Origin of the sequence: Mesorhizobium sp. M8A.F.Ca.ET.165.01.1.1 (assembly GCF_004792065.1) — a bacterium.
Lineage (GTDB): Bacteria > Pseudomonadota > Alphaproteobacteria > Rhizobiales > Rhizobiaceae > Mesorhizobium.
In genome coordinates this window covers 673,641-696,914 of record NZ_SRTH01000002.1, presented here as the reverse complement: position 1 = coordinate 696,914, position 23,274 = coordinate 673,641, and the positions used below count along the sequence as shown (strand labels likewise).

Sequence of the window (23,274 nt, the reverse complement as noted above, 5' to 3'; positions counted from 1 at the left end):
TCGTATCGGGCCTTGGCAAGTCGGCCTGTAGCCTGAACACCCGTAGCCAAGTCACATGACGGAGGAACAATCGTCGCTGCGGCAAGTTGGATCGTTGCAATACATCGTCAGGTCGCTTGGGCAGGGAAAGAGACGAAAATGACTTCGGAATCGCGTCGCTCGCCACGCAAACCGTATGGCGGACCGGCCGGCGGCTGGGGCTCCGCAAAATCTGTCACAGCAATCACAGTCCAGGAACACGTGCCTCTCAAAGGGCCGAAGCTGCTGGCGGTGCAGAACAAGCCGGAAGGCTATATGTGCGTCAGCTGTGCCTGGGCGAAGCCGGCCAAGACGCACCCGCTCGAGTTCTGTGAGAACGGCGCGAAGGCGACGGCTTGGGAAGTCACGTCGCGGCGCGCCGGCCCAGATTTTTTCGAGAAGCACACTCTGGGCGAACTGGAACGCTGGGCGGACCATGATCTGGAGGAACAGGGGCGGTTGACCCATCCCATGCGCTGGGATGCAGCCACGGACAGGTACCTACCGGTGGCGTGGAGCGAAGCATTCGCCGAGATCGGACGGGAACTGCGTGCGCTCGATCCGCGGCAGGTCGACCTCTACACCTCAGGGCGCGCCTCGCTCGAGACCAGCTACATGTATCAGCTGTTCGCTCGCATGTATGGCAGCAACAATCTGCCCGACAGTTCGAACATGTGCCACGAAAGCTCGTCGGTGGCTCTTCCCGAAAGCATCGGCGCCTCGGTCGGCACGGCGATCCTGTCGGACTTCGAAAACACCGACTGCATATTCTACATCGCCCAGAATGTCGGAACGTCGTCGCCTCGCCTGCTCCACGACCTTCAGGATGCAGTCAATCGCGGCGTAAAGATCGTCACCTTCAACCTGCTTCACGAGCGTGGCCTGGAGCGCTTCGTCAATCCGCAATCGCCCGTCCAGATGCTGACCGGCAAAGAGACGAAGATTTCGTCGGAATACTACCAGGTCAACAATGGCGGCGATATCGCGGCGCTGTTCGGCGTCTGCAAGGCGCTGATCGAGGCCGACGACATTCTAAAGGCCTCCGGCAAAAGCATCGTTGCGGGGGAGGATGGCAAGCCGAAAGATCCCGGCAATGCGGCAATGGTCGCGTTCGCGGCCTCAATGCGCGCAGCCGACAAGAAACACGTGCTCGACCACGATTTCATCAATCAGCACACGACCGGGTTTGAAGAATTCGCTGAGGCGTGCCGTGGTCATCGCTGGGAGGAGCTGGAGCGTGTCTCCGGCCTCAGTCGCGACCAGATGATGCAGGCCGCTGCGACCTATGCCAACGCCGATGCAGTGCTGTCCGTCTATGGCATGGGGCTGACGCAACATCTGATGGGGGTCCAGAACGTCCATATGGTCTGCAATCTTGCCTTGCTGCGCGGCAATATCGGCAAGCCCGGGGCAAATATCTGCGCCGTGCGCGGGCATTCCAACGTGCAGGGCCAGCGCACCGTCGGGATCACGGAAAAGCCGGGTCTCGTCCCATTGGACAAGCTCGCCGAGCTGTATGGCTTCCAACCGCCGCGCTGGACCGGCCGCTCGACGGTGGAGACATGCGAAGCCATCATGAATGGCCAATCCCGTGCTTTCATCAGCCTCGGCGGCAATTTCCTGAAAGCGGTCCCAGATACCGACGCAATGGAACAGGGATGGCGCAAACTGCGCCTGAGCGTTCAGATCGCGACGAAGCTGAACCGTAGCCATGTCGTGCATGGCGAGATCGCCTACCTGCTCCCCTGTCTGGGGCGTATCGAAGTGGACGAACAGGCGACAGGCCCTCAAGCGGTCTCCATGGAAAGCTCCATCGCCCATTTCCATGGGTCGCGCGGCCAAGCTCAACCCGCGAGCACGGAACTCCTTTCGGAACCGGCCATCGTCGCCGGCATCGCCAAGGCCACGCTCGGTGACACCAAGGTTCCATGGGACGCCTGGGTCGGCAACTATGCCGAAATACGGGACGCCATCGAGCGCACCTACCCGGAAACCTTCAAGGACTTCAACAAGCGGCTTTTCAAACCGGGGGGCTTCGCCAGGCCGTTGCCGGCGCGCGAGCGCAAATGGGTGACACAAAGCGGCAAGGCGAATTTCATCACGCCGGAAAGACTTTTTCCGGAGTTGGGGACTGAGCGGAGCGCCGATGTCCTCCATCTCGCGACGCTTCGCTCCAACGACCAGTTCAACACCACGATCTACGGTTACAGCGACCGTTTCCGCGGCATCAGCGGCACGCGCCGGGTCGTGTTCCTGAACCGAAAGGACATTGCGCGTCTGGGGCTCGCCGAGGGCGAGAACGTCGACCTGACGACAGCAATCGACGCGGCGACCGCTCGCGTCGTGACGAACTTGAAGGTCGTCGCCTATGACATCCCGAAGGGTTGCTGCGCGGCCTATTATCCTGAGACGAACCCGCTGTTCCCGCTGGCGCATCACGACCCGAAGTCGAAGACGCCATCCTACAAACTCTTGCCGGTCCGTCTCAGCCGATCGCGCACCGGTCCTGATGGTTGAATTCCAGAGCGGTATCTTTCCACGAGGATCGCTCTATCTCATTGTTTAACGCAATTCCGGGCCGAAACCATTCTAGTCGCTCCTGGGATTGCTCTCGGGCGGAGGGCCGCTTGGCAGAGAAGGTTTCCAGCTCTTCGAAGGCAGTGTTCGCGCTGGCGGGAGTTCTATTCCTTGCCGCTTCCGGGGCGATCCTGGGATGGTTCCGGCAGCCGAGAGAGCTTCGCCTCGACCCACCCCTCTCGGCCAATCTCGACCGCATCAAGCTGATGCCAAACGGCATCAGCGGATCGCCTCCCGAAAGCTATTTCGCAATCGGCAAACCTTATGAATCCGACGCCTGGAACCTCAGCCAGGGCAAGCGGCTTTATGCGTGGTTCGGTTGCGGCTCCTGCCATGGCGACGGCCGCGGCGGCGTCGGTCCCTCCTTCCTCGATGGCTGGTGGCTTTACGGCCCCGAAATGGTCTCGATCGTCGCCTCCATTCGGGACGGCCGCCCGCATGGCATGCCAGCCTTTCGCGACCGGATGACCTCGGAACAGATCTGGCAGCTTGCCGGGTATGTGCAGACGATCGGGTCCTACAAGCCGAAGGTGGCCGCGCCGAGCCGCAACGACGACAGGCAGACCCGCCCGGCCGAGAATCGCGGGCCGGCGAAGATACTCTTCGACGAAGGGCCGGCGGGCGTTCACCCGGATCAGGGGCCGACACCTTGAAGACGCACCGCGCCCTCCCGCTATCCGTCCTTGTCCTCGCGTCGGGCTGCGGCGGCTATCAGTCGGCGCTCGGCGCCAAGGGCGCACCGGCCATCCATGTCGAGCACCTCATCGTCGGCATCGTCGCGGTATGCACGGTCATCTGGATCCTTGTCATGATGATGCTTGTGCTGGCGCTCGTGCGTGCACGCCGCAGCGTTGCGAGCCAAGCGACCGGATCCGAAAAGCCGCTGACCGTGGCGGTATCGGCGGCGATCGCCGCGACCGTTGTCATCATCGCCGGGATGACCATCGCCAGCTTCTACACCACGCGCAACATCGGTCTTCCCGACAGCACCGCCCTGACCATCACCGTGCGAGGACAGCAATGGTGGTGGCAGGTCTTTTATGCCGATTCCCCGGCAGGCCCTGGCTTTCAGACCGCCAATGAAATCCACATACCCGTCGGCAGGGATGTGCGGCTCCGGCTCGAAAGCCCCGACGTGATTCACTCCTTCTGGGTGCCGAGCCTCGCGGGCAAGCAGGACCTTGTCCCCGGTCGGACCAACAGCCTACTGCTCAGGGCTGAAAAGCCGGGCGTCTATCGCGGGCAATGTGCGGAGTTCTGCGGCCTCCAGCACAGCCACATGGCCATCCTGGTCATCGCCGAAACGCAGGCCGCCTTTGAAGGCTGGGCCGCAACCCAACGCCTGGACGCTGCCGGGTCGGCCGATCCCGACATAGCCGCCGGGCAGGCGTCGTTCATGGCAAAACCCTGTGCTGCCTGCCACACGGTCCGCGGCACGCCTGCCGGCGGCACGACCGGGCCTGACCTCACGCATGTTGGCGGCCGGCGGACGATCGCCGCCGGGCTGCTGGAAACCACCCGCGGCTCGCTGGCGGCCTGGATAGCCGATCCGCAGACGCTCAAACCCGGAAACAACATGCCGATGGTTCCGCTGACGAGCATCGAGCTGCGAAATATCTCCGCCTATATGGAGAGCCTTAAATGACGCAGGATGGCGACGGGCTGCGTGACAGTTCAATGGAAGGGTCCGAACTCCACCGTCGCCTCACGGCGATCTGGTCGACGCCGTCCGGGCTGTGGGGCGCGCTGTCCACGGTCGATCACAAGATCATCGGCCGGCGCTACGTCACCACGGCCTTCGTCTTCCTGGCCCTGGGTGGGGTGCTGTCGCTGTTGATACGGCTGCAACTCGCGCAACCCGAAGCCCGCTTCATCGGCCCGGATCGCTACAATCAGATCTTCACGATGCACGGCACGAACATGATGTTCCTCTTTGCCGTGCCCGTCATGCAGGCAATGGCGATCTATCTAGTGCCGTTGATGGTGGGAACGCGCAACATCGCCTTCCCCAGGCTCAACGCGTTCTCCTACTGGGTGTATCTCGCTGGCGGGCTACTGCTCTGGATCGCTTTCGCTGTCGACACCGGTCCCGATGTCGGGTGGTTCGCCTATGTACCCCTCGCCGGCCCGGAGTACGGCGCCGGAAAGCGGGCCGATATCTGGGCGCAGATGATCACCTTCACCGAGGTATCGGCACTCGCCGTGGCCGTCGAAATCGTCGTCACCGTCTTCAAGCAACGCGCCCCGGGCATGTCACTCGACAGGATTCCGCTGTTTGTCTGGTCGATGCTGGTCACGTCGTTTCTCGTCATCATGGCGATGCCAGCGATCATGGTCGCCAGCTCCTCCCTTATCCTGGATCGCCTGGTAGGTACGCATTTCTTCAACCCCGCCGAAGGTGGCGACGTGCTGTTGTGGCAGCACCTGTTCTGGTTCTTCGGCCACCCGGAGGTCTACATCATCTTCCTGCCGGCGGTGGGGATGGTTTCGACGATCGTGGCGACATTCACGAGGCGGCCCGTGTTCGGTTACCTGGGCATGGTCATGGCCCTGATCGCCACCGGCGTCCTGGCGTTCGGGCTATGGGTTCATCACATGTTCGTCGCTGGGCTGCCGCGCCTCGGGGAGAGTTTCTTCACCGCTTCAAGCATGGCCATCGCCGTTCCGGCGGGGCTGCAGATCTTCTGCTGGCTGGCAACGATGTGGGCCGGCCGGCCCGTGTTCAAGACGCCGTTCCTGTTCGTCATCGGCTTCATGGTCATATTCGTCATCGGCGGCCTGACCGGGGTGATGGTGGCCTCCGTTCCCTTCGACACGCAGGTTCACGACACCTATTTCGTCGTCGCCCATTTCCACTATGTGCTGGTCGGCGGCGCGGTGTTTCCGTTGCTGGGCGCGGTCTATTACTGGTTTCCGAAGTTCACCGGGCGAATGATGAGCGAGACGCTTGGCCGCTGGATATTCGGCCTGATCTTCACGGGGTTCAACCTGACTTTTTTCCCCATGCACATTCTTGGCCTGCAAGGCATGCCGCGCCGCATCTACACCTACCAGCCGGAGATGCCCTGGTCCGGTTTGAACCTGTTCATCAGCCTCAGCGCCGCCATCCTCTCATTGGGTTTCCTGCTGTTTTTCGTCGACGCCATACGCAGCGCCAGATCAGGATCCTTGGCGCCAGCCAATCCTTGGGGCGCCAGGACGCTGGAATGGGCCACCTCGTCGCCACCGCCCTCCTACAATTTCGCGCGGCTGCCGGTAGTGGATCGCCACGATCCCTTGTCCGATGACATCGAAGCTGTGCCGGTCGCCAGCGGACTGCGGGTCGACCGCCGGGAACTGCTGACCAGCAGCGTCGTTCACGCATCGCCGGAAGCGCGTGAGGCGTCGCCCGGAGACTCCATCTGGCCCCTATGGGCGGCACTTGCCACCACGCTGATGCTGATCTGGTCGATATTCAGCCCGTGGGCCGTCGTCTGGGGCTCGATACCGCTGGGGATCACGCTCATCGGCTGGTTCTGGCCGAAAGGCGTGCCGGAGGACGAAGCATGAAGGAAAAAATCGTCATCGATCTCGCCGATCTCCCACCGCATGGCCTCGGCTCCGCCAGCCAGAGTTGGTGGGGAACCCTGGCCTTCATGCTGATCGAAGGCACCGGCTTTGCCCTGGCCATTGCTGTCTATCTCTATCTGATGAGCCTGGCGCCGCTGTGGCCTCTGGATACCGCACCGCCTGACCTTTTGGCGGGGACGATTCTTACGGTGTTCCTGGTGCTGAGCGTCCTGCCCAATATCCTCGTCAATCGCTGGGCGCGCCAACAGGATTTGCGCAAGGTCCGCATCGGGCTGATCGTCATGTCGCTGGTCGGCATTGTGCCGCTGATCCTACGCGCCTTCGAATTCCCCGCGATGCACATCAAGTGGGACCAGAACGCCTATGGCTCGATCGTGTGGGTCATGCTCGGCCTCCACACCACGCATATCCTGACCGATGTGGTCGAGACCCTGGTGCTGACCTGCCTGATGTTTTCACGACACGCCGACAATCCGCGCCGCTTCGGTGACGTCAACGACAATGCGATGTACTGGAACTTCGTGGTCGCGACGTGGTTGCCGATGTATGCCTGCCTTTATTGGGTCCCACGGCTTTGACCAAAACCTGGCTAAGACACATCGGACTTCTGCTTCCCCTCGCGGCCTGGGGGCTCAGCACCCAGCTTGGGCAGGTCACGCCCTATTTGGATTGCCGGCAGAATGTCTCTTGGACCGCGATCTTCTGCGGCCTTCTGATCGTCTTCGCGATCGCAGGCATCGTCGTGTCGCGAGTTGGATTGCCGGGACTGGGAAAAACCGGGCGATTCGTCGTCGATACCGGCTTCCTTATCGCGCTCGCCTTTTTGTTCGCGCTGGCCCTGCAGGGGACGGCCGCAATGGTGCTGGACCCATGCCAACGCTGATCCGCACGTCAATCCTGTTCATGGTCGCCACTCCGGCCATGGCGCATGGCGACGAGACGCATGGTGCTGGAGGGTCCTGGACGTTCGATCCATGGATCGTCACGCCGCTCGCGGTCCTCGCTATACTGTTTGGACTGGGCGTGACAAGGCTGGCGTGGCGAACCAGACGGCCCGGCGCCACGCTGATCAGTGCGCTGCTTTATGCCGGCGGCTTGCTGACGCTCGCCGGCTCGCTGATGTCCCCACTGCACTGGCTGGGGGAACATCTTTTCACCTTCCACATGATCGAGCATGAGGTCGTCATGGCCGTCTCGGCTCCGCTGATCGTCTTCGCGCGGCCGGCCGGAATCCTGCTATGGGGATTGCCCAGGCGCGCGCGCCACATGGCTGCTGCGGCAATGCGCTCGCCCCTGCTGCGACGGCCATGGGATTGGTGCACGAGCGCGGCGAATGCGACGATCCTTCACGGCGTGGCCATCTGGGCGTGGCATGTGCCGATCCTGTTCGACACGGCCGTGACAGATGCGACCCTGCACCGGCTCCAGCATCTCAGCTTCCTCGCCACGGCGATACTGTTCTGGTGGGCGATGGTCTGGAGAAGCGACCATGGGGTCGCCGCATGGCATCTGTTCGTGACCATGATCCACACCAGCGTGCTCGGGGCGTTGATGGCGTTGGCGCCGCGCGTGCTCTACGTCGCGCAGACGCAGACGGCCATGGCGTGGGGACTGACACCCCTGGAAGACCAGCAACTGGCGGGCATGATCATGTGGGTGCCGGCCGGCACCATCTATGCGGGTGTGGCAATGGTCATGCTGGCGCTCTGGATCCGTGGCTCAGGCGACAGGGGGATGCAAAATGCCTGACCATCCTGCCTTTATCTCCGGCCCGGTCGGCTTCATCGCCGTGACCGTTCTTGCTGCGTCGGCCGCGCTTGTCGCGACGAATGTCGTGCGCGACAACAACACCAAGGCGGCCACCGCCAGGATGATGACCGGCGGCAATGCCGACCATGCTCCAGAGATTTTCCGTCGCTACGGTTGCTCGGGTTGCCACACCATCCCCGGCATAGAAGGTGCCGACGGCCAGACCGGCGCGCCGCTGACAGAACTATCGAAGCGCGTATACATTGCCGGCGTGCTGGAAAACCGTCCCGACAATCTCGTCGCCTGGATCGTCTCGCCGAAAACCTTCTCTCCCCGAACGGCAATGCCCGTAACAGGAATCTCGGAGCGAGAAGCCCGCGACCTGGCCGCGTATCTTTACGCTCAATGACACCTACCCGGCGCGCCGGCCTGGCGGATCCTGGTAGTCGTAGACCGGAAAGCAGATCGACCCGCGACGGTGGGGCCTTACGGATGCGGCGTGGCTACGGCCGACAGGGCTTTGATGTAGCGTGCGATCGCCCGACGGTCGCTGTCGGGCAACATGGCGGTGTTCTTCACGACGTCGGCCATGGACGATCCAACCCGGCCGTGATTGGGCGTCTCGCCGGTTTCGAGCATGGTGGCGATGTCATCCTCGGTCCATTCGCGCAGTCTTGCCTGGGTGATGTTGGGAACGAAGCCGGTTCCTTGCGGGTCGACACCGCCCGCAAACCGCGTATCCGGTTTGATCGCACCGAAAACGTTGCGCGCGGAATGACATTCGGCGCAATGAGAGACCGTTTCAACCAGGTAGGCACCCCGGTCATGCACGGGATCTCCAGTGAGGTGGCTGGCGTTCTGTCCTTGGCGAAAAAACATCAGCTTCCATAGCCCGACGGACCGGCGGATGCGGAAAAGAAGCTTCGGGCGGTGCGGCGGCGCGCGCCCGGCCACTTTGGGGAGGGTCCGTAAATAGGCGTACAGATCTTTTACATCCCCCACCTTCATCCCGGTAAAACTCGTATAGGGAAATACCGGATAATAATGCTCCCGCGAAGGCGAGACGCCGCCGATCAACGCGTTCGCAAGATCCGCGACCGTCCACGCCCCAATGCCGTCCACTGGATCGGGGGAGATATTGGGCGGCCGAAATGTGCCAAAGGGCGAGGCGAGCGCCAAGCCGCCTCCGAGTTTCAAATCATCGGGTTGCCCGGGAGTTGTATGACAGGAAGCGCAGCCACCCGCAGCGAAGACAAGCTGGCCGCGCGCTGCATCGCCGGCCTCAGAAAACAACGGATCATCAGGCGAATACGGCGCCTGAACTTCGGTCAGATACCACAAAGTGGCCGAAGCGAGCCCCGTGGCCGCCAGAACCGCCACAGCAAGTGTAGGCCAAGAGGGCAGTCGCATTGGGACTTTTCCGCCGTATCCGCGCACGGCCGGATCTGTGCAGGCCGTCAGCGATCAGCTGAAGGGCTCATCAGGGCCGGACTTGCTGGTTTTTCGTGGATCGACGGCGGCAGCCTCCCGCTGCAGGTCAGCGAAGTCGACCGTCGCCACCACCGTGCCATGTTCGTCGCGCGCACGCACGGCCCATCCGAGCGGCGCTTCGCCCCGTGACAGTGCGTCTTGCCACAGGTCCTCGGCGGAGCGTTTGCATTCCTCAGCAGCTGCCTGAACGCTTGGAAACGACAAGCCGGTTACCGCGCGGATCCGGCCCTTTTCCTGGTATTCGAGGGTGTACAGGGACGCCTCCCGGTTGTTGGGCTCGGAGGGTCCGTTTGGGGCGCCGTCCTCGAATTGGGCCGCATGGAGCAGCATGACCTTGGCCCTCGCAATCAACTCGCCGTCGGACAGGGTCGTCGGGGCGTCCAGGGTCACTGCGATCTGTTCGCCTCCCTCGCCCTGGAACTCCACCACCGGAGTGCCGGCATGGTCGACAGTGGTAGCCACGATTTGCATGCGATCCTCCTGCTACATCTGGTCGTTGTAAAGCGTCTTGGTCTTGCCTACCTGCCGGGCCAACTCGCCGAATGACGGGACTCCGGCTTCGTACTGCCCCCGATTGGCCAACAACAAAAGCCGCAGCGGAAAACAGATCGCGTCCCGGTTGGCGGGTGACATATCTTCGTAAACGCGCTCATCGCTGGTTACGGAGGCTTCGGCCTTGCGCAAAGCCACATCGATGTCATCGACCGACAACATGCCGCGATGGACGAGCGCGTTGTTGATTGCCGCGACCGCCATCATTAGGCCTTCGAGTTGGAGGTTCGCCGCGTTCATGTCCGATCCTTGACGTAGGCGCCGGGCTGACGACCCGATTTCGGCGCCTTGGCGTCTTTCGAATGCTCTGAAATGGCCGGCCCAGCGCCGGAGACTTTCTCCGTTGCCGGAGACGGCGTGGGATGGCGGCTCTGCCTTACCGCCGAGCGAGACCCGGGGACCGGAGCGGCTGGGACCTTGTCTGAGGGCATCACGGGACTCCTTGAATTGGCCTATCGAAACTTCCTATGCGAACGGAGGTTCCACCGTCGAAGCGGCAGCATTCTGCGTGTCGGCCGTTACCAAGGCCCGCTAGCGTAGCACGCCGGCCACGATCCCCAACTCGAGAGCCTCCCTGGCGTGGATGTAACAGTTTTTGGTCGCCCGCCGATAAAGCTCATCGGGGCTGAGCGTGCTTCCGGCGACGAGTTCGGTGAAGCCCTCCTTCTCCAATTGCTCCGCTGTCTCGAGCAAAGCCAGCTGCTCGCGAATGATCTAGATGCAAGACTTCATCGGGCCGTTAAGGGTTATGTTCGTCTCCATGCGCCGTTCATGCACAAGCAGAACCGCGTCCTCGGTAAGGAAGCGGCACGGCTTCGGGAAAGCGGCAAACACAGTCACGCCAGCCGAGTAGACATTCGTCTTGCCGACGCAATAAGCATTGCGGCCGCTGTGGCGACGAAAGAGCCGGATCTCATGAGCTATGCGTCGCGCCGCGTCGGCATCGCCGCCATTGGTGTTCAGTTCCATCAGCATGTCCTGGCCACTATCGCGCACGTCTTGGAGGCGCCCAAGGAAGAAGGGCACCGTGCCCTCGTTGATCAGGCCGTTGATGGAAATGTTGGGCTCGAACAACAGCTGCCGTTGGCTCGGGCCCTGGCCCGACGGCATTGCCTCCTCACGTGCGCCCCGCTCGGGTCGCGCGTCTTCATGGATAGTCATGTAGCGTTCCTCGATCGAGCCAATCAGGCCGCTTCTTGCAGGGCCCTTTGATTGACGCCCGCATCACCGAGCTTCGTCAGCGCTTCATCCGTCGCCTTCTCTTCCTTGAGCGTCTGCTCCAAAAGCGGAACTGCATCCTTCAGGCCAAGCAGGCCCGCCCAGGTCACCAAGGTCCCATAGCGGGCGATCTCGTAGTGTTCGACGGCCTGCGCTGCGGCTGTGAGCCCGGCATCGAGGGCCGGCGCATTCTCGAACTCCTCCAGGATCTCCTGCCCTTCCTCAAGAATGCCGTCGATCGCGGGGCAGACCTTGCCTTGGGGTCGCTTGCCGAAAATGTCGAAGACCTGCTGCAGGCGTTCAACCTGGGCCTCGGTTTCATCCCGATGCTTCTCGAAAGCGGCGGTCAGTTCGGCGGACTCCGCGCCCTTTGCCATCTTTTTGAGGGCGGCGAGTATCTTGCGCTCAGCGTAGTAAATGTCCTTCAGGCCGTCGTAAAACAGGTCTTCCAAGCCTTTTCTTTCTGCCATCTCTCTCTCCTGCTCCATTGGGCGTGCCAGGCACGCTGCAATCCAACCACCAGGCTGCCGGTTTGTTCCTCGTCGGCGCCCTCTTTCTCGGCACGTAGCCTTCCGCCTTAAGCTGAGGTGGCTGGCTCACAAGGGGCTATTGGAACCATGATGCCGGGGAGAAGTTCGGCGGCAGGAGGTATCATCATGTTCCCGACCAGAAGAACGCCATCCGAAGATCGAGGCGATGTCCAGGCAGGCAAAACGCATGACAAGACGCCCGGCTTCGACCCCGCGGCAGCGCCCTTAGAAACAGATGCGGAAGCCGCCGACACACCGGGTATCGCTGCTGCGGCTCCCTTGCGCGAGCCGGATTTCAACAACCAGGCTACCTTTGCCAATGCAATGCGACCGGTGGAAAGCGCGCCGCGCCCGCGCCGGAATTGGCCGTTACTTGTCATCGCCGCGGTCGTAGTTGTAGCAGCGGCGATTTTCGGCATCGCCGCATCGATGGGCTGAACGTTCCGCACCGATCAATGTCAGCGGTCATTCTGTCGCCGCTTTCGCTCGGCTTCGATCTCTTCGGGTTCCTTGTCGTCGATCTTGGCTGTCGTGCTGTCCGCCTTCGCAGAGGCGCGCAGCAGCTCGTCGAGCTTAGCATGCAAGGCTTGAGTGTCCCGATGCTCGGCGCGCTGTATGAACAGCGTCATCGCCCAGGTCGCCAGCGTCGCCACACCATGCCAGTCGAGACTGCTGCGTTCGAAAACCAGCCAAAGTCCGGTGTACGCAAAAAACACCAGAAAGGCGTACGGTCGCGACGTCACCGTACCGATCTTGGTAATGGCGCTCCTCACTTGATTGTTTCCCATTGTCATCGATCTCGAACGTCGCGCTACAAAGTCGACGACTCATCAGAGGCAAGGCCGCTTCCGACTTCCGCAACAAGCCTCACCGGAACTTTCAGAGTTGCACCTTGGCATTGTCGCCGACATCGGGCTTGGCCCCGGAAACTGCGGCGAAAACCATTTTCGCGGTGGCCATGACAAGCCCTGGGCTGTCCCACAATTCGCCTTCGTCCGGCGTGACCTTGATAAGCCTAATTTCAGGATCGCTGGCGCTTTCCCACCAGGCCTTGTCGGTCTTTTCCCAGAGCTCCGCGATTTTGCCTCTGTCGTTTGTCACTGCGGCCGACCCCGAGATCGTAACGTATTTGTAGTGGCTGCTGTCGCTCCAGGCCAACGTTACCTTGGGATATTTCGCCAACTGCTTGTTCTTGGCGCTGTCGTCATTGACGAGGAAATAGATGGCGCCCTCTTCCCTCCTGACGCGCGCCGAGAGAGGACGGGCGCGATTGTATTCCCCGTCCCACGTCACAAACATGCAGATGTCGATATCTCTGGCGAGCTCCCAAATCCGGTCCGTGGCCTGGACCGGGGTCAGGTCGCTATCTTGCTCTTGATCGTGGGTCATCAGTTGTCCTTCGGAACAGGGTGATTTGCTACAACTCCGGGAGGGTCTCGGCGTTCCACTTCAATCGCCGAGCGATACCACGCGGACCGGAGCCAACCCGGCCCATTCCATCCGGGAACCCTCATCCCAATCGAGAGTTCTTGTCGGGCGAATTCACCGTTTGAACATGGCGAGAGACGTGCGGCCGAGCATCTTTGGAACGCGATCTGCTATCAGAAAGGCGGTCGCCGCCCGGACAAAGCTTGGTCGCTGGCTCGATAAACTCAAATATCTTGCGGTTGCCATCACTGCGGGTCTGGTCACGCTGGCGGCGATTAACCTGATGCCGAATCCACGGGCGCTGCGCACCATCGTCCCACACGTTTTCGATGCCGAGGATCCCGCATTCGCAAGGAGCATGAGCAGCTATTCAAACGGACAGATGTTCGATGCAAACGCCGTACAGACCCTGGTCAATGGCGACGAGATCTTTCCCGCGATGCTGCGAGCGATCCATGCTGCTCATTCCAGCATCGATATGGAAACCTACATCTACTGGTCGGGAACAGTGGGCTACGACTTCGCCATGGCCTTGGCTGCGAAGGCGCGAGATGGCGTCGAGGTTCGCGTGCTTGTCGACTGGGTCGGCAGCCTGCCCTTCGACGAAGACTTGATCCACGTCATGACCAGCGCCGGAGTGCGGTTTCAGCGTTATCGACCCGTCCATTGGTATACGATGGATCGGGTGAACAATCGAACCCACCGCAAGCTGCTCATAGTCGACGGGAAGATCGCATTTACCGGAGGCGTCGGGATCGCCGACAACTGGCTGGGAGACGCACGCAACCCGAACGAGTGGCGAGACACCCACTATCAGGTAGAAGGACCCGCCGTATCCGCCTTCCAGGCGGCGTTCGCCGAGAACTGGCTCGAGGCGGCAGGCGAAACTTTGCAGGGAGAAAAATTCTACCCGCCTTCTGAACCCGCAGGATCACTCAGCGCTCAATTGATCCTGGCTTCCCAGCCGAATGGTTCGGAAGACATGGAGTTGATGATGTTGGCCGCCATGGCTGCCGCCAAGGATCACCTGCGGATCGGAATGGCCTATTTCGTTCCGGACGACATTGCGATCCTGCAAATCTTGGACGCCAGGAAAAGAGGGGTCGCGGTCGACGTCATCGTGCCCAACTCGCTGACGGATGTCCCTATCGTGCGAAAAGGCTCGCGCTATTTCTGGGGCGAGTTGCTCAAAGCCGGGGTGCGCATCCACGAGTTTCAACCGACAATGTATCACCCCAAGCTGTTAATCGTGGATGATGTGTGGGCCAGCTTCGGCTCGGCCAACCTGGACGAGCGGTCACTGCGTCTCAACGACGAGGCCAATCTGAACATTTACGGCAAGGATTTCGCACAGACTCAGATCGATCTGTTCAACCAGGACCTTGGGCGGTCGAGGCAGATCAGTCTTGAAGAGTGGCAAGCGCGGCCGTGGACTGAAAAGGTGACGGATTGGTTGTCGAGCAGACTGCGCTCGCAGCTGTAGCGTCTGTGCAGACAAGCCGCACTAGTATGCCTCTGATCGAACGGGTGAGGCAGTGAACCTATGGCGAAGCATCTCTTCACGCTCAATAGCGCCTCATCAATGGCGATCGCCGGCCTTTGCCGCGATGCCCGTGCCGCAGTTGTAAAGGCTCTGCCTGGCGGCAAGCGGGCGGTGGAAGCCGCAAGAGGAGGCAGCGGATGGGTACGCATCCATTGTTCGCCGAATGGCCACTAACCCCGGCAGCAACTCTCGGATCATAGGTGCGCTGGGGCGCCTTCGAGGATGAAGGATTGTTGCGCCGCCAGCCAAGCACTGGGTCGGCGCGTTCGGATGGCATCTGCCGCACTACAGGGAGTTCCACTGCGCGAGCGGTCTGAACCATTTTGGACGCGGCGAGTTCCCTAACTGGAAACCCGGCTGCCTTCCAAGGATATGCGGATGTTCGAGAACTTCGTGCTCGAAACGATCGGAACGAAGAGTGGGCCGATACGGGTGAGGCATGGCGGATCTGGTCCGCCGCTGCTGCTCCTCCACGGCCATCCTCGCTCTCATATGACGTGGGGCCAAGTCGCGAATCTGCTGGTGGCCGATTTCAACGTCCTGTGCCCTGACCTTCCGGGCTTCGGGCGCTCTTACCAACCGAAGGATGACCCGGCGAGCCGATACTCGTCCAAACGAGCGAAGGCGAAGGCCTTGGTGGAGATGATGGAACGGTTAGGGTACCAGACCTTCGTCGTTGCCGGGCATGACCGTGGCAGTCTGGTCGCATTCAGGATGGCGATGGATCATCCCGACAGGGTGCGGAAGCTGATCACGGTAGACGGACTGCCGGTGCTGGAGCATCTGGAACGCGCCGATTGGACATTCGCCCGCGACTGGTACCACTGGTTCTTTTTCGCGCAGCCTGAAAAGCCCGAACGCGCCATCCTGGCGGGAAGCTCGGCAAGGATGCGCTGGTCTTCTGCACCCCGGATGGCGAAGCAATAGCGCCGTCTCGCGTTTCGGGAGCCTGGCGCGATACTATCGACCGCTTGAGGAAGCCAGCCGCGGAAGGCGCGCCAGCTACCATCGAGCTTCCCAAGGTGCGTTTCCATGACTTGAGACACACCCACGCCTCCGCCCTCATCGCTGGCGGGCTCGACGTGGTTGCAATTAGCCGCCGTCTGGGGCATGCGTCACCCGTCGTCACGCTGTCGGTCTACGCGCACTTGTTCAAGAGATCAGACGAAGGCGCGGCAGCGGCGATAGAAGCTGCGATGAGAACAGGCGCGGAACAGTAAACTGGCCGTCGGTGCCAATCCGGTGCCAAGTGAAAGTAAGTGGCTGGACCGGACCTCGCTTAAGTGCTTGTAATCGCAGCAGGCGGACGTGGCGGAATTGGTAGACGCAAGGGACTTAAAATCCCTCGATCTCTGATCGTACGGGTTCGATTCCCGTCGTCCGCACCACATTGAATATCGAACTGCGCTCCCTTGGCAGGCGCGCCCCTGAATATCAGGCCGGCTCCCCTATCATCTGACCTTCAGCGAGAAATTGCCGTGGATTTGGATGCCCAGTCGCTCGCCTTTTCTCCACCGCACTTCCGCTCGATAAGTCGCACCGTCCAACGGCACGCGCAGCCGGAAGCTAGCTGGCACTTCAACCCCCGCGGCGACACGCAACTCGGCGCCGTGCTCATGCTGATTTCTGACGGCGCAGCCTATTTCGCCATCCTGCGTGATTATGAACGCATCCTTCAAAACCACTTCTCTCAAGTGACTTCGACGCTCAATTGGCGGTTCAGAAGGTTTGTCGGTCATGGTAAGCTGCCTCTAACGAGCGAAACGCTATCAGACTAAAGTCTGCGGTGCAGGACGCAAAGGTCTTACGTTTTTGCTGAAGTTCCGTTGTTGTCCTTTGTACGTTCTTTACATTAGCAAATCGTGAAATATTCGGCTCTATAATCGTCGCCAGGCTTGCCCGAAACTGTGGCGGGGAGAGCCGAACAGACACGGTACGGGAAGGCCTGGTATGTTCGTCGACTTCTACGAAATGCTGGAAATCAGTCCGAATGCCAATTCGGAAACGATAGAACGCATTTTTCGTCATTTTGCCATGCGCTACCATCCCGACAACCAGGTCACCGGTGATGAATCGCGCTTCAGCGATATTCTCGAGGCCCACAACACGCTCAAGGATCCGGTCAAGCGTGCGCAATACGATATTCAGTACAAGGCCCATTTGGACCTGCGGGCCGGACTGACCGACGAGGCGAGCAACACGAAGAACCTCGATCGAGATTCCGTCTTTCAAGCCAAGGTGCTCTCACTGCTTTATGTAAAACGCCGACAGGACGTCAATAATCCTGGCATTGGCGACGATGAGCTCGAACGAATGTCAGGCTGTCCGCGTGAGCACCTCGAGTTTCACCTCTGGTATCTAAAAGCGAAGGGCTGGATAGCCAGAACGGAAAACGGCACGTTCGCCATCACCGTGGAAGGCATCGATCGCGTCAATTCCGAACATCATCGTGAGGCGGCCACCACCCGATTGTTGGATCACGCCGGCTGAATTGGTATCCCGCGGTCTCTGATCAAGCCGAGATCGGGTTCAGCTTCAGATGCTGGATCAGGATGATGGTCTTGGCATCGACAATGCGGCCGTCGGCGATGCCGGCCAGCGCTTCGTCGAGCGGCATTTCCAGGACCTCGATGTCCTCGCCCTCCTCCGGAGCGCCGCCGCCGGCCGAAATGCGGTCGGCAGGCGAATAGCGGGCGACGAAGAACCAGAGCCGCTCGGTGACGCTGCCCGGGCTCATATAGGGCGAAAACAGCCGCTCGATCTTGTTCAACCGGTAACCCAGTTCTTCCTCGGCTTCCTTGCGAATGGCCGTCTCCGGATCGTTTTCGTCCAGCAGCCCGGCACAGGCCTCGATCAGCGGCTCGCGGTGGCCGGTGACATAGGCGGGGTAACGGAACTGGCGCACCAGAAGCACGGTCGAACGCTGGGGGTCGTAGGGCAGGATCACCGCGCCGTCGCCGCGATCATAGGTCTGGCGGACCTGCGTCTCCCATTGCCCGTCACGCCGGCGATAGTCGAGCACGGTCTTCTTCAGGACCGCCCAGTCGTCGGAGAGAACCTCTTCCGAGCGGATACGAATGCGGTCTTCCATCTGACACCTCAATGCTTGCTGGCGGACGCAGGCGTAGCCGCGAACCGGTATAGGCGCAATCGGGCTAGCGATTGGTCCAGCGCGCTTCACCGTCTCGTGTGTGGTATGGAACGATGCCATTGCCTAGATAGCGCATTCCCCTTCCCGGAGTTTTTTTCATGTCGACATCGCTTTTCCAGCCGATCACGCTCGATGGGCTCACCTTCCCCAATCGCATCGCCGTGGCGCCGATGTGCCAGTATTCCGCCGAGGACGGCTCGGCCAGCGACTGGCATCTCTACCACTGGATGAACCTGGCCATGTCCGGCGCCGGCATGGTCACGGTGGAGATGACCGATGTCGAGCGGCGCGGACGCATCAGCCATGGCTGCCTCGGTCTCTATTCCGAGGACAATGAAGCAGCCGCGCGCCGCGCGTTGGACGCGGCCCGGCGCGTGGCCGCGCCCGGCACGAAGTTCGGCACGCAGCTGGCGCATGCCGGCCGCAAGGCCTCGAACCGCAAGCCTTGGGAAGGTGGCGGCCCATTGCAGCCAAACGAGGATCCCTGGCAGACCGTCTCGGCCTCGGCCATCGCCTACGACAACGGCTGGAACGTGCCGCACGCGCTGGAGGACGAGGAAATCCTGCAGCTCATCGAGCGGTTCGCGGAAGCCGCCAGGCGGGCCGAACGTGCCGGCTTCGACTTCATCGAACTGCATGCGGCGCATGGCTATCTGATCTTCCAGTTCCTGTCGCCGCTGTCCAACCAGCGCACTGATCGCTGGGGCGGCTCGCTGGAAAACCGGATGCGTCTTGTCGTCGAGATCGCCAGGGCGGTGAAGAAAGCGGTGCCAAAGTTGATGCTCGGCGCACGGCTGTCGGTGAAGGACTGGGTCGATGGCGGCTTTGACGTCGAGGACGCGATCGAAGTGGCGAAAGCGCTGAAGGCCGAAGGCATCGCCTATCTCTGCTGCTCGAGCGGCGGCAATTCGCCGTTGCAGAAATTGCCCACCGGGCCGGGCTATCAGGTGCATCTGGCGGAAGCCGTGCGCAAGGGCGCCGGCATTCCGACCCGTGCGGTCGGACTGATCGATGACCCGAAACAGGCCGAGGCTGTTATAGCCGAAGGCCGCGCCGATATGGTGGCTCTGGCACGCGCCTTCCTCGCGGATCCGCGGTGGGGATGGCGTGCGGCCGCCACCTTCAGGGAAAAAATCCATCCGGCGCCGCAGCTCGCCCGCTCGGTGACGACGATGGAACATTGGATGAAGGCGGCGGGCTGATCGGCCATTCTCCCGATACCGGCGTGCTGCCGCTTGTGATCCCGGACGGTTCGCCAACGGCCTGCTTCAATTCTGGCCGCAAAATGTTACGCTGGGTCAGGCTGCGGCGGGCGCGGCCGCGGCGGGACCGGCTGGGCGAATGCGCGCTGGCTGCGCAACGACTGCGGCTACTGAGACGCCAATACATGGCACCCAGAGGCATGCCCCGGGGCCGAGGGCGGATCCGGTCCGGGGCAACGCTTGCGTCACGCCGAGATCCAAAGCGCGTCACGGACTCGACGCGACCTTTGGGCGCAGGCCGAAGGCCATTTTTGCAACCAAATTGGCTGCTTTGCGTTGCGGCCATGATGGACAACAAGCCTTTTGAGACTCCCGTCGTGGTCGAGCTTGGCCATGTCGGCAAATATCGCCATATCCGCTCGACCCAGGAGGCGGCGGAGTGCCTGATGACTGTGTGGCCGCTCAATCGCGGACCTCGTCATCGAGATGCCCTCGACACTTGCCTCAAAGTGCTGGAAGGATATCGTTCGACGGCGGAAGCGCGCCGGGCACTGATCGAGGCCGCCAAGGAATCGGAAGTGCTGGTGCCCGACGACCGGCTGCCAGACGACCGGTTGCATTGAGCAGGCGGACCTTTAACTGGAGGTTTTGATGGCGAAGCTGACTTACAAGATCGTCGAGCATGACGGTGGCTGGGCCTACAAGGTCGGCGCGACCTTCTCGGAGACATTTCCCACCCATCAGGATGCGTTGCGTGCCGCCGAGATCGCTTCGGCCGAACAACAAGTGGCGGGTTCCACCGATGGCATCCAGTATGAGGACGCCGAGGGCAAATGGCATGAGGAACTTGCCGACGGCCGCGACCGGCCCCAGACCGAAATCTCGGATTGATATCCAGCCAGGCGCCAGCCGCCGACGCCAGGAAAGATGGCGTCCGGCGGCGGGCGACAAGCCCGCGGCTGGCTATTTGCCGCAGTACTGATCGTTGATGTTGCGCTGAGCATTGGCATCGGGGCCTGGAGTGTTTGAGGCACAAGGTCCGGCCGGGCCAGGATTGCCAAGGGTATTCAATCCGGAACCATCGCCGTTGATGCTGCCGGTGGTGCTCTGGTCGACGGCAGAGGAATCATCATTGCCGAACAGCCACCAATTGTGATGGTTGGGATAGGTAGCGTCCGACGACTGGGCCATCGCCGATGTGGCGAGACCGATCGTCAGGACGGATGCTGCGAAAAGTTTTCTGTACATTGAATTACTCCGTATCTTGGCCGCCTTGGGATGCGACACGGGGTAAACCCGGCGATCAGCCGGATGGTTCATTGAAATTGTCGTGAACCCTTGGTGATGCCGCATCTGAAAAAGCACGTCGCGCGATGCGTTTGATGAAGGCAACAACCCGTTCCGGCTCGACGAATTGCGGCATGTGGCCGAGACCGTCGACGGGTTCGAAATCTAGTCCTTCGACCTTTTCCCGCATCGGCTCGCCATGGCAGCCATGCCGATGACGCGATCGGCGCCGCCGAAGAGAATGCCGGCCGGCATGGCGATCTCGCCATAGCGGCGCTCGATGTGGCCGAGATCCTCCTCGACAGCCACGACATCGGTCGATGTCGCATGGTAGTGGCCGGGCCTCAAGCCGAGCCATCCGCCTCCCCCGCTCATATAGTCGCCAGGGACGGCTTGCGGCGCGAAGATGAAGTCCATCGTCGGCCGGACATATCTGAGGCTTGCCGGTATCGCCACGGTATAGGCCATGAACCGCCGCAACAGGCGCGAGGGAATGTAGAGCAGGTCAAATCCTTGACGTGTCCTTGTCTCCAGATGTGTCAAGGGTGCCAGCAGGGCGATGCCTGAAATCGCATTGGGATGTTCGACGGCCAGGGTCAACGCGATGGCGCCGCCCAGGGAATGGCCCACCACCAACGGCCTTTCCAGTCGCAGGCTTTCGATGAAGCGCCTGATGATCTCGGCCTGCTCGGGCAAGCGGCCCGTCGCTCCGCTTGCCCGCGTCGAATAGCCCGAGCCCGGACGGTCGAGCGCGATCAGCCGGTAGCCAGGACCTAAACGGCCAAACGCGGTGTGCCGGAAATGATGCAGCTGGGCGCCAAGCCCATGCACGAAGACGATCGGCCGTCCCTGCCCGACATCGACATAGTGGATGCGGTTGCCGTCGATCTCGACGAATTTTCCGACCGGCGGCACCAATCTTTCCGCTTTCGCCGCGATCCACAGCGTGGCCAGCAGCAGAGAGGCAAGCACGAGGATCGCCGCCAGAAACGCCGCGCCAAACAGCCAGAACAGAATCGACATCAGCATTCGTCACCCGGATCCGAGCCGCGCACCTTACCCGCCCGCGATGGCGCCGCAAGGATGGACAAGACAGACCGACTTGGCGAGGCGGTCGTTCACAGCCCGGGTCCGAGAACAATCAGGCTTGTTCCCGTCCAGGCCAGCCAACCACTGCAATCCAGGTGATATCCGTGTATGCCGGGTCGTCCGCCATTTGGGCGGCATTGCCGCCGCTCGTCCGCCGCGCTATTCAGACTGCGCGTCTGCCGGAGCCTTCCATGCCTGAAATCGTTACTGCCGCCATGCTGGTCATCGGCGATGAGATTCTGTCCGGTCGCACCAAGGACAAGAACATCGGCCACCTCGCCGATATCATGACGGCGATCGGCATCGACCTGAAAGAGGTGCGCATCGTGCCCGACGAGGAGGACGAGATCGTCGCGGCGGTGAACGCCGTGCGCGCGCGCTATACCTATGTGTTCACCACCGGCGGCATCGGTCCGACGCATGACGACATCACGGCCGATTCGATCGCCAAGGCGTTCGGCGTGCCTTGCGAATACGATGCCAAGGCCTACGCCCTGCTGGAGGCGAGCTATGCCGCGCGCGGCATCGAATACACGCAGGCCCGCAAGCGCATGGCGCGAATGCCGCGCGGCGCCGACCTTATCGACAACCCGGTGTCCGTGGCGCCCGGCTTCCGCATCGGCAACGTCCATGTCATGGCCGGCGTGCCGTCGATCTTCCAGGCCATGCTCGACAATGTCGTCCCGACCCTGAGAGCCGGCACCAAAATGCTGTCGGCCACGGTGCACTGCCCGTTCGGCGAGGGCCTTGTCGGCGGGCCATTGGGCGAGATCCAGAAAGCGCATCCGGATACGATCATCGGCTCCTACCCCAAATATGGCGACGGCAAGTTTTGGACTGAACTTGTGGTACGTGCCCGCAGCGCGGATGCGCTTGAGGCCGCGCGCGCCGACGTCGAGGCCATGGTGGCTGGCTTCGCCGACAAGGCGAACTGATCCGGCCGGGCCGGAACCAAGAACGGGGCTGTAACGTTTCCCTGCCGCGAGGCCGGTCGCTCGCAAGCTTGAGGGATCATCATGCGTTTCAAGACCATCGTTGCCATTCTGCAGAATGAACAGGACGCCGAGCGGGTGCTCGACTGCGCCATTCCGCTTGCCAGCCGCTTCGAGAGCCATCTGATCGGCATCCATGCCGAGGCGCTCCCAGTGCCCTACACGTCGGCGACGGGCTTTCCCGATACGGAGTTCCTGCAGGTTTCCGCCGACATGAATCGGGAGCGGGCAGACAAGCTCCAGGCTGTCTTCCTCGGGCGGGTCGAGGATTCCGGCCTCTCCTTCGAATGGCGCAGCCTGGAGAGCTTCTCCGGCGACAGCGCGCTGACCGGCATTTCAAGCGTGCGCGCCGCCGATCTCATCATCGCCGCCCAACGCGAGACCGGCGGCGATCCGAGCGCGGACGTCGATACGCTGGTCTACGATGCCGGCCGGCCGGTCCTGGTCGTGCCGCATGCCGGTCCTCTCGTCACCACCTTCAAACGCGTGCTGCTCGCCTGGAACGGCAGTAAGGAGGCCGCCCGCGCCGCCTTCGATGCCTTGCCCTTCATCATCGAGGCCGAGAAAACCGACATACTGGTCATAGATCCGCCCGATACGCTCGACGAAAGCCCGGAGGCCGCGGGCGCCGAAATCGCGTCGGCCCTGTCGCGCCACGGCGCCACCGTCAGTGTCTCGGTGCAGAAATCGGGCGGGAGTTCGGTCGACGACATGATCCAGAAAAGGATCGCGGAGACCGGTGCCGATCTCCTGGTGCTTGGCGCCTACAGCCACTCCTGGCTGCGCCAGCTTCTGTTCGGCGGGGTGACACGCACGGTGCTGCGCACGGCGCAGGTAGCGACTTTCCTGTCGAGATAAGTCCACAGCGATCGCGACC

General features: G+C 61.8%; 30 protein-coding genes, 1 tRNA gene and 1 pseudogene. 19 read left to right on the top strand and 13 right to left on the bottom strand.

The features are described from left to right. Positions 1-138 precede the first annotated feature (138 nt). The 8 genes from EN808_RS08065 to EN808_RS08030 all read left to right on the top strand — a co-directional run bounded on the left by EN808_RS08065 (position 139) and on the right by EN808_RS08030 (position 8,323). The gene (locus EN808_RS08065) at positions 139-2,535 is read left to right on the top strand and encodes an FdhF/YdeP family oxidoreductase (RefSeq protein WP_127280786.1); all 2,397 of its coding nucleotides are present in this window, start codon (positions 139-141) and stop codon (positions 2,533-2,535) included. 152 nt (positions 2,536-2,687) lie between these two features. After that, a complete protein-coding gene (locus EN808_RS08060; protein WP_135864299.1) occupies positions 2,688-3,248 on the top strand; it encodes a cytochrome c in 561 nt (186 codons plus the stop codon). Further along, positions 3,245-4,240, top strand: coding sequence for a cytochrome c oxidase subunit II (gene coxB / locus EN808_RS08055; RefSeq protein ID WP_135864190.1), 996 nt, complete (start codon positions 3,245-3,247; stop codon positions 4,238-4,240). Before EN808_RS08060 ends, coxB begins: the two co-directional genes overlap by 4 nt. 32 nt (positions 4,241-4,272) lie before the next feature. Further along, on the top strand, positions 4,273-6,144 hold the full coding sequence (ctaD, locus tag EN808_RS08050) for a cytochrome c oxidase subunit I (protein WP_245525050.1): 1,872 nt from the start codon (positions 4,273-4,275) through the stop codon (positions 6,142-6,144). Further along, positions 6,141-6,743 carry a cytochrome c oxidase subunit 3 gene (locus EN808_RS08045; RefSeq protein WP_127869445.1) on the top strand — a complete coding sequence of 201 codons (603 nt, stop codon included), beginning with the start codon at positions 6,141-6,143 and terminating at the stop codon, positions 6,741-6,743. Before ctaD ends, EN808_RS08045 begins: the two co-directional genes overlap by 4 nt. Next, positions 6,740-7,048 carry a hypothetical protein gene (locus tag EN808_RS08040; protein WP_135915520.1) on the top strand — a complete coding sequence of 103 codons (309 nt, stop codon included), beginning with the start codon at positions 6,740-6,742 and terminating at the stop codon, positions 7,046-7,048. The genes EN808_RS08045 and EN808_RS08040 overlap by 4 nt, the downstream gene beginning before the upstream one ends. After that, positions 7,036-7,914: a cytochrome c oxidase assembly protein gene (locus EN808_RS08035; RefSeq protein WP_135915519.1), complete on the top strand. Its 879-nt coding sequence runs from the start codon at positions 7,036-7,038 to the stop codon at positions 7,912-7,914. Before EN808_RS08040 ends, EN808_RS08035 begins: the two co-directional genes overlap by 13 nt. Next, positions 7,907-8,323 carry a c-type cytochrome gene (locus EN808_RS08030; protein WP_127279974.1) on the top strand — a complete coding sequence of 139 codons (417 nt, stop codon included), beginning with the start codon at positions 7,907-7,909 and terminating at the stop codon, positions 8,321-8,323. The genes EN808_RS08035 and EN808_RS08030 overlap by 8 nt, the downstream gene beginning before the upstream one ends. A 77-nt stretch (positions 8,324-8,400) precedes the next feature. On the opposite strand, the gene EN808_RS08025 is transcribed toward EN808_RS08030, so the two are convergent. The 6 genes from EN808_RS08025 to EN808_RS08000 all read right to left on the bottom strand — a co-directional run bounded on the left by EN808_RS08025 (position 8,401) and on the right by EN808_RS08000 (position 11,645). After that, positions 8,401-9,324, bottom strand: coding sequence for a cytochrome c (locus EN808_RS08025; protein ID WP_135915518.1), 924 nt, complete (start codon positions 9,322-9,324; stop codon positions 8,401-8,403). Between the two features lie 54 nt (positions 9,325-9,378). Next, positions 9,379-9,876 carry a hypothetical protein gene (locus EN808_RS08020; protein ID WP_127280078.1) on the bottom strand — a complete coding sequence of 166 codons (498 nt, stop codon included), beginning with the start codon at positions 9,874-9,876 and terminating at the stop codon, positions 9,379-9,381. Positions 9,877-9,888: 12 nt separating this feature from the next. Beyond that, positions 9,889-10,197 carry a hypothetical protein gene (locus EN808_RS08015; protein WP_135864186.1) on the bottom strand — a complete coding sequence of 103 codons (309 nt, stop codon included), beginning with the start codon at positions 10,195-10,197 and terminating at the stop codon, positions 9,889-9,891. 291 nt (positions 10,198-10,488) lie between these two features. Continuing rightward, positions 10,489-10,650, bottom strand: coding sequence for a hypothetical protein (locus EN808_RS36245; RefSeq protein ID WP_189524073.1), 162 nt, complete (start codon positions 10,648-10,650; stop codon positions 10,489-10,491). Positions 10,651-10,671: 21 nt separating this feature from the next. Beyond that, positions 10,672-11,118: an ATP-dependent Clp protease proteolytic subunit gene (locus EN808_RS08005; RefSeq protein WP_135915517.1), complete on the bottom strand. Its 447-nt coding sequence runs from the start codon at positions 11,116-11,118 to the stop codon at positions 10,672-10,674. Between the two features lie 23 nt (positions 11,119-11,141). Further along, positions 11,142-11,645 carry a ferritin-like domain-containing protein gene (locus EN808_RS08000; protein ID WP_189343634.1) on the bottom strand — a complete coding sequence of 168 codons (504 nt, stop codon included), beginning with the start codon at positions 11,643-11,645 and terminating at the stop codon, positions 11,142-11,144. A gap of 186 nt (positions 11,646-11,831) precedes the next feature. On the opposite strand from EN808_RS08000, the gene EN808_RS07995 reads away from it, so the two are divergent. Then, positions 11,832-12,143 carry a hypothetical protein gene (locus EN808_RS07995; protein ID WP_127280082.1) on the top strand — a complete coding sequence of 104 codons (312 nt, stop codon included), beginning with the start codon at positions 11,832-11,834 and terminating at the stop codon, positions 12,141-12,143. A 20-nt stretch (positions 12,144-12,163) separates the two neighbouring features. On the opposite strand, the gene EN808_RS07990 is transcribed toward EN808_RS07995, so the two are convergent. Both EN808_RS07990 and EN808_RS07985 read right to left on the bottom strand, forming a co-directional pair. Beyond that, positions 12,164-12,478: a low affinity iron permease family protein gene (locus tag EN808_RS07990; RefSeq protein ID WP_348629825.1), complete on the bottom strand. Its 315-nt coding sequence runs from the start codon at positions 12,476-12,478 to the stop codon at positions 12,164-12,166. A 106-nt stretch (positions 12,479-12,584) separates the two neighbouring features. Continuing rightward, positions 12,585-13,094 carry a pyridoxamine 5'-phosphate oxidase family protein gene (locus EN808_RS07985; protein ID WP_127280084.1) on the bottom strand — a complete coding sequence of 170 codons (510 nt, stop codon included), beginning with the start codon at positions 13,092-13,094 and terminating at the stop codon, positions 12,585-12,587. 178 nt (positions 13,095-13,272) lie between these two features. Between EN808_RS07985 and EN808_RS07980 the strand changes: the two genes are divergently transcribed. The 4 genes and pseudogenes from EN808_RS07980 (at position 13,273) to EN808_RS07965 (ending at position 16,064) form a co-directional block, all read left to right on the top strand. After that, entirely contained in the window at positions 13,273-14,616 is a 1,344-nt protein-coding gene (locus EN808_RS07980) for a phospholipase D-like domain-containing protein (protein WP_245512033.1), read from the top strand. Between the two features lie 438 nt (positions 14,617-15,054). Then, positions 15,055-15,597: pseudogene (locus EN808_RS07975) on the top strand (alpha/beta fold hydrolase); the annotation flags it as partial. After that, positions 15,570-15,896 carry a tyrosine-type recombinase/integrase gene (locus EN808_RS07970; protein ID WP_127280347.1) on the top strand — a complete coding sequence of 109 codons (327 nt, stop codon included), beginning with the start codon at positions 15,570-15,572 and terminating at the stop codon, positions 15,894-15,896. The pseudogene EN808_RS07975 and the gene EN808_RS07970, both read left to right, overlap by 28 nt. An 82-nt stretch (positions 15,897-15,978) precedes the next feature. Further along, positions 15,979-16,064, top strand: a tRNA-Leu gene (locus EN808_RS07965). 63 nt (positions 16,065-16,127) lie between these two features. Here the strand turns inward: EN808_RS07965 and EN808_RS07960 are convergent. Then, complete coding sequence (locus EN808_RS07960; protein WP_127280346.1) at positions 16,128-16,415, bottom strand: PilZ domain-containing protein; 288 nt, start codon at positions 16,413-16,415, stop codon at positions 16,128-16,130. 211 nt (positions 16,416-16,626) lie between these two features. On the opposite strand from EN808_RS07960, the gene EN808_RS07955 reads away from it, so the two are divergent. Then, positions 16,627-17,166 (top strand): J domain-containing protein, encoded by a 540-nt coding sequence (locus EN808_RS07955; protein ID WP_127280345.1) that lies wholly within the window; start codon positions 16,627-16,629, stop codon positions 17,164-17,166. 22 nt (positions 17,167-17,188) lie between these two features. On the opposite strand, the gene EN808_RS07950 is transcribed toward EN808_RS07955, so the two are convergent. Next, positions 17,189-17,767 carry an NUDIX domain-containing protein gene (locus EN808_RS07950; RefSeq protein ID WP_127280344.1) on the bottom strand — a complete coding sequence of 193 codons (579 nt, stop codon included), beginning with the start codon at positions 17,765-17,767 and terminating at the stop codon, positions 17,189-17,191. Between the two features lie 158 nt (positions 17,768-17,925). Here EN808_RS07950 and EN808_RS07945 point away from each other — a divergent pair, with 158 nt between their 5' ends. The 3 genes from EN808_RS07945 (at position 17,926) to EN808_RS07935 (ending at position 19,920) form a co-directional block, all read left to right on the top strand. Then, positions 17,926-19,029 (top strand): NADH:flavin oxidoreductase/NADH oxidase, encoded by a 1,104-nt coding sequence (locus tag EN808_RS07945; protein WP_135915516.1) that lies wholly within the window; start codon positions 17,926-17,928, stop codon positions 19,027-19,029. Between the two features lie 344 nt (positions 19,030-19,373). Next, positions 19,374-19,652, top strand: a complete 279-nt coding sequence (locus EN808_RS07940) for a DUF982 domain-containing protein (RefSeq protein ID WP_127280167.1) — start codon at positions 19,374-19,376, stop codon at positions 19,650-19,652. A gap of 28 nt (positions 19,653-19,680) precedes the next feature. Continuing rightward, a complete protein-coding gene (locus EN808_RS07935) occupies positions 19,681-19,920 on the top strand; it encodes a DUF2188 domain-containing protein (RefSeq protein WP_015318080.1) in 240 nt (79 codons plus the stop codon). A 72-nt stretch (positions 19,921-19,992) separates the two neighbouring features. Here the strand turns inward: EN808_RS07935 and EN808_RS07930 are convergent, their stop codons facing one another. The 3 genes from EN808_RS07930 to EN808_RS07925 are packed head-to-tail and all read right to left on the bottom strand — an operon-like array spanning position 19,993 to position 21,339. After that, positions 19,993-20,349, bottom strand: coding sequence for a hypothetical protein (locus EN808_RS07930; RefSeq protein WP_245464481.1), 357 nt, complete (start codon positions 20,347-20,349; stop codon positions 19,993-19,995). Beyond that, positions 20,333-20,506, bottom strand: a complete 174-nt coding sequence (locus EN808_RS36925; protein WP_245525043.1) for a hypothetical protein — start codon at positions 20,504-20,506, stop codon at positions 20,333-20,335. Before EN808_RS36925 ends, EN808_RS07930 begins: the two co-directional genes overlap by 17 nt. Beyond that, the gene (locus EN808_RS07925; RefSeq protein ID WP_245525042.1) at positions 20,482-21,339 is read right to left on the bottom strand and encodes an alpha/beta fold hydrolase; all 858 of its coding nucleotides are present in this window, start codon (positions 21,337-21,339) and stop codon (positions 20,482-20,484) included. Before EN808_RS07925 ends, EN808_RS36925 begins: the two co-directional genes overlap by 25 nt. 257 nt (positions 21,340-21,596) lie before the next feature. On the opposite strand from EN808_RS07925, the gene EN808_RS07920 reads away from it, so the two are divergent. After that, complete coding sequence (locus tag EN808_RS07920) at positions 21,597-22,340, top strand: competence/damage-inducible protein A (RefSeq protein ID WP_127869514.1); 744 nt, start codon at positions 21,597-21,599, stop codon at positions 22,338-22,340. A gap of 81 nt (positions 22,341-22,421) precedes the next feature. Further along, positions 22,422-23,255: a universal stress protein gene (locus EN808_RS07915; protein WP_135915515.1), complete on the top strand. Its 834-nt coding sequence runs from the start codon at positions 22,422-22,424 to the stop codon at positions 23,253-23,255. Positions 23,256-23,274 lie beyond the last annotated feature (19 nt).

What these genes read in the sequence shown, in the direction of transcription:
- EN808_RS08045 (WP_127869445.1), top strand. Translation starts at nt 6,141, where the DNA reads ATGAAGGAAAAAATCGTCATCGATCTCGCCGATCTCCCACCGCATGGC.
- ctaD (WP_245525050.1), top strand. Translation starts at nt 4,273, where the DNA reads ATGGAAGGGTCCGAACTCCACCGTCGCCTCACGGCGATCTGGTCGACG.
- EN808_RS07920 (WP_127869514.1), top strand. Translation starts at nt 21,597, where the DNA reads ATGCCTGAAATCGTTACTGCCGCCATGCTGGTCATCGGCGATGAGATT.
- EN808_RS07915 (WP_135915515.1), top strand. Translation starts at nt 22,422, where the DNA reads ATGCGTTTCAAGACCATCGTTGCCATTCTGCAGAATGAACAGGACGCC.
- EN808_RS07940 (WP_127280167.1), top strand. Translation starts at nt 19,374, where the DNA reads ATGATGGACAACAAGCCTTTTGAGACTCCCGTCGTGGTCGAGCTTGGC.
- EN808_RS07985 (WP_127280084.1), bottom strand. Translation starts at nt 13,094, where the DNA reads ATGACCCACGATCAAGAGCAAGATAGCGACCTGACCCCGGTCCAGGCC.
- EN808_RS07945 (WP_135915516.1), top strand. Translation starts at nt 17,926, where the DNA reads ATGTCGACATCGCTTTTCCAGCCGATCACGCTCGATGGGCTCACCTTC.
- EN808_RS07955 (WP_127280345.1), top strand. Translation starts at nt 16,627, where the DNA reads ATGTTCGTCGACTTCTACGAAATGCTGGAAATCAGTCCGAATGCCAAT.
- EN808_RS08025 (WP_135915518.1), bottom strand. Translation starts at nt 9,324, where the DNA reads ATGCGACTGCCCTCTTGGCCTACACTTGCTGTGGCGGTTCTGGCGGCC.
- EN808_RS07960 (WP_127280346.1), bottom strand. Translation starts at nt 16,415, where the DNA reads ATGACCGACAAACCTTCTGAACCGCCAATTGAGCGTCGAAGTCACTTG.
- EN808_RS08015 (WP_135864186.1), bottom strand. Translation starts at nt 10,197, where the DNA reads ATGAACGCGGCGAACCTCCAACTCGAAGGCCTAATGATGGCGGTCGCG.
- EN808_RS07995 (WP_127280082.1), top strand. Translation starts at nt 11,832, where the DNA reads ATGTTCCCGACCAGAAGAACGCCATCCGAAGATCGAGGCGATGTCCAG.
- EN808_RS08005 (WP_135915517.1), bottom strand. Translation starts at nt 11,118, where the DNA reads ATGACTATCCATGAAGACGCGCGACCCGAGCGGGGCGCACGTGAGGAG.
- EN808_RS08000 (WP_189343634.1), bottom strand. Translation starts at nt 11,645, where the DNA reads ATGGCAGAAAGAAAAGGCTTGGAAGACCTGTTTTACGACGGCCTGAAG.
- EN808_RS07935 (WP_015318080.1), top strand. Translation starts at nt 19,681, where the DNA reads ATGGCGAAGCTGACTTACAAGATCGTCGAGCATGACGGTGGCTGGGCC.
- EN808_RS08035 (WP_135915519.1), top strand. Translation starts at nt 7,036, where the DNA reads ATGCCAACGCTGATCCGCACGTCAATCCTGTTCATGGTCGCCACTCCG.
- EN808_RS08020 (WP_127280078.1), bottom strand. Translation starts at nt 9,876, where the DNA reads ATGCAAATCGTGGCTACCACTGTCGACCATGCCGGCACTCCGGTGGTG.
- EN808_RS07950 (WP_127280344.1), bottom strand. Translation starts at nt 17,767, where the DNA reads ATGGAAGACCGCATTCGTATCCGCTCGGAAGAGGTTCTCTCCGACGAC.
- EN808_RS36925 (WP_245525043.1), bottom strand. Translation starts at nt 20,506, where the DNA reads ATGCGGGAAAAGGTCGAAGGACTAGATTTCGAACCCGTCGACGGTCTC.
- EN808_RS08030 (WP_127279974.1), top strand. Translation starts at nt 7,907, where the DNA reads ATGCCTGACCATCCTGCCTTTATCTCCGGCCCGGTCGGCTTCATCGCC.
- EN808_RS07930 (WP_245464481.1), bottom strand. Translation starts at nt 20,349, where the DNA reads ATGAACCATCCGGCTGATCGCCGGGTTTACCCCGTGTCGCATCCCAAG.
- EN808_RS08065 (WP_127280786.1), top strand. Translation starts at nt 139, where the DNA reads ATGACTTCGGAATCGCGTCGCTCGCCACGCAAACCGTATGGCGGACCG.
- EN808_RS07925 (WP_245525042.1), bottom strand. Translation starts at nt 21,339, where the DNA reads ATGTCGATTCTGTTCTGGCTGTTTGGCGCGGCGTTTCTGGCGGCGATC.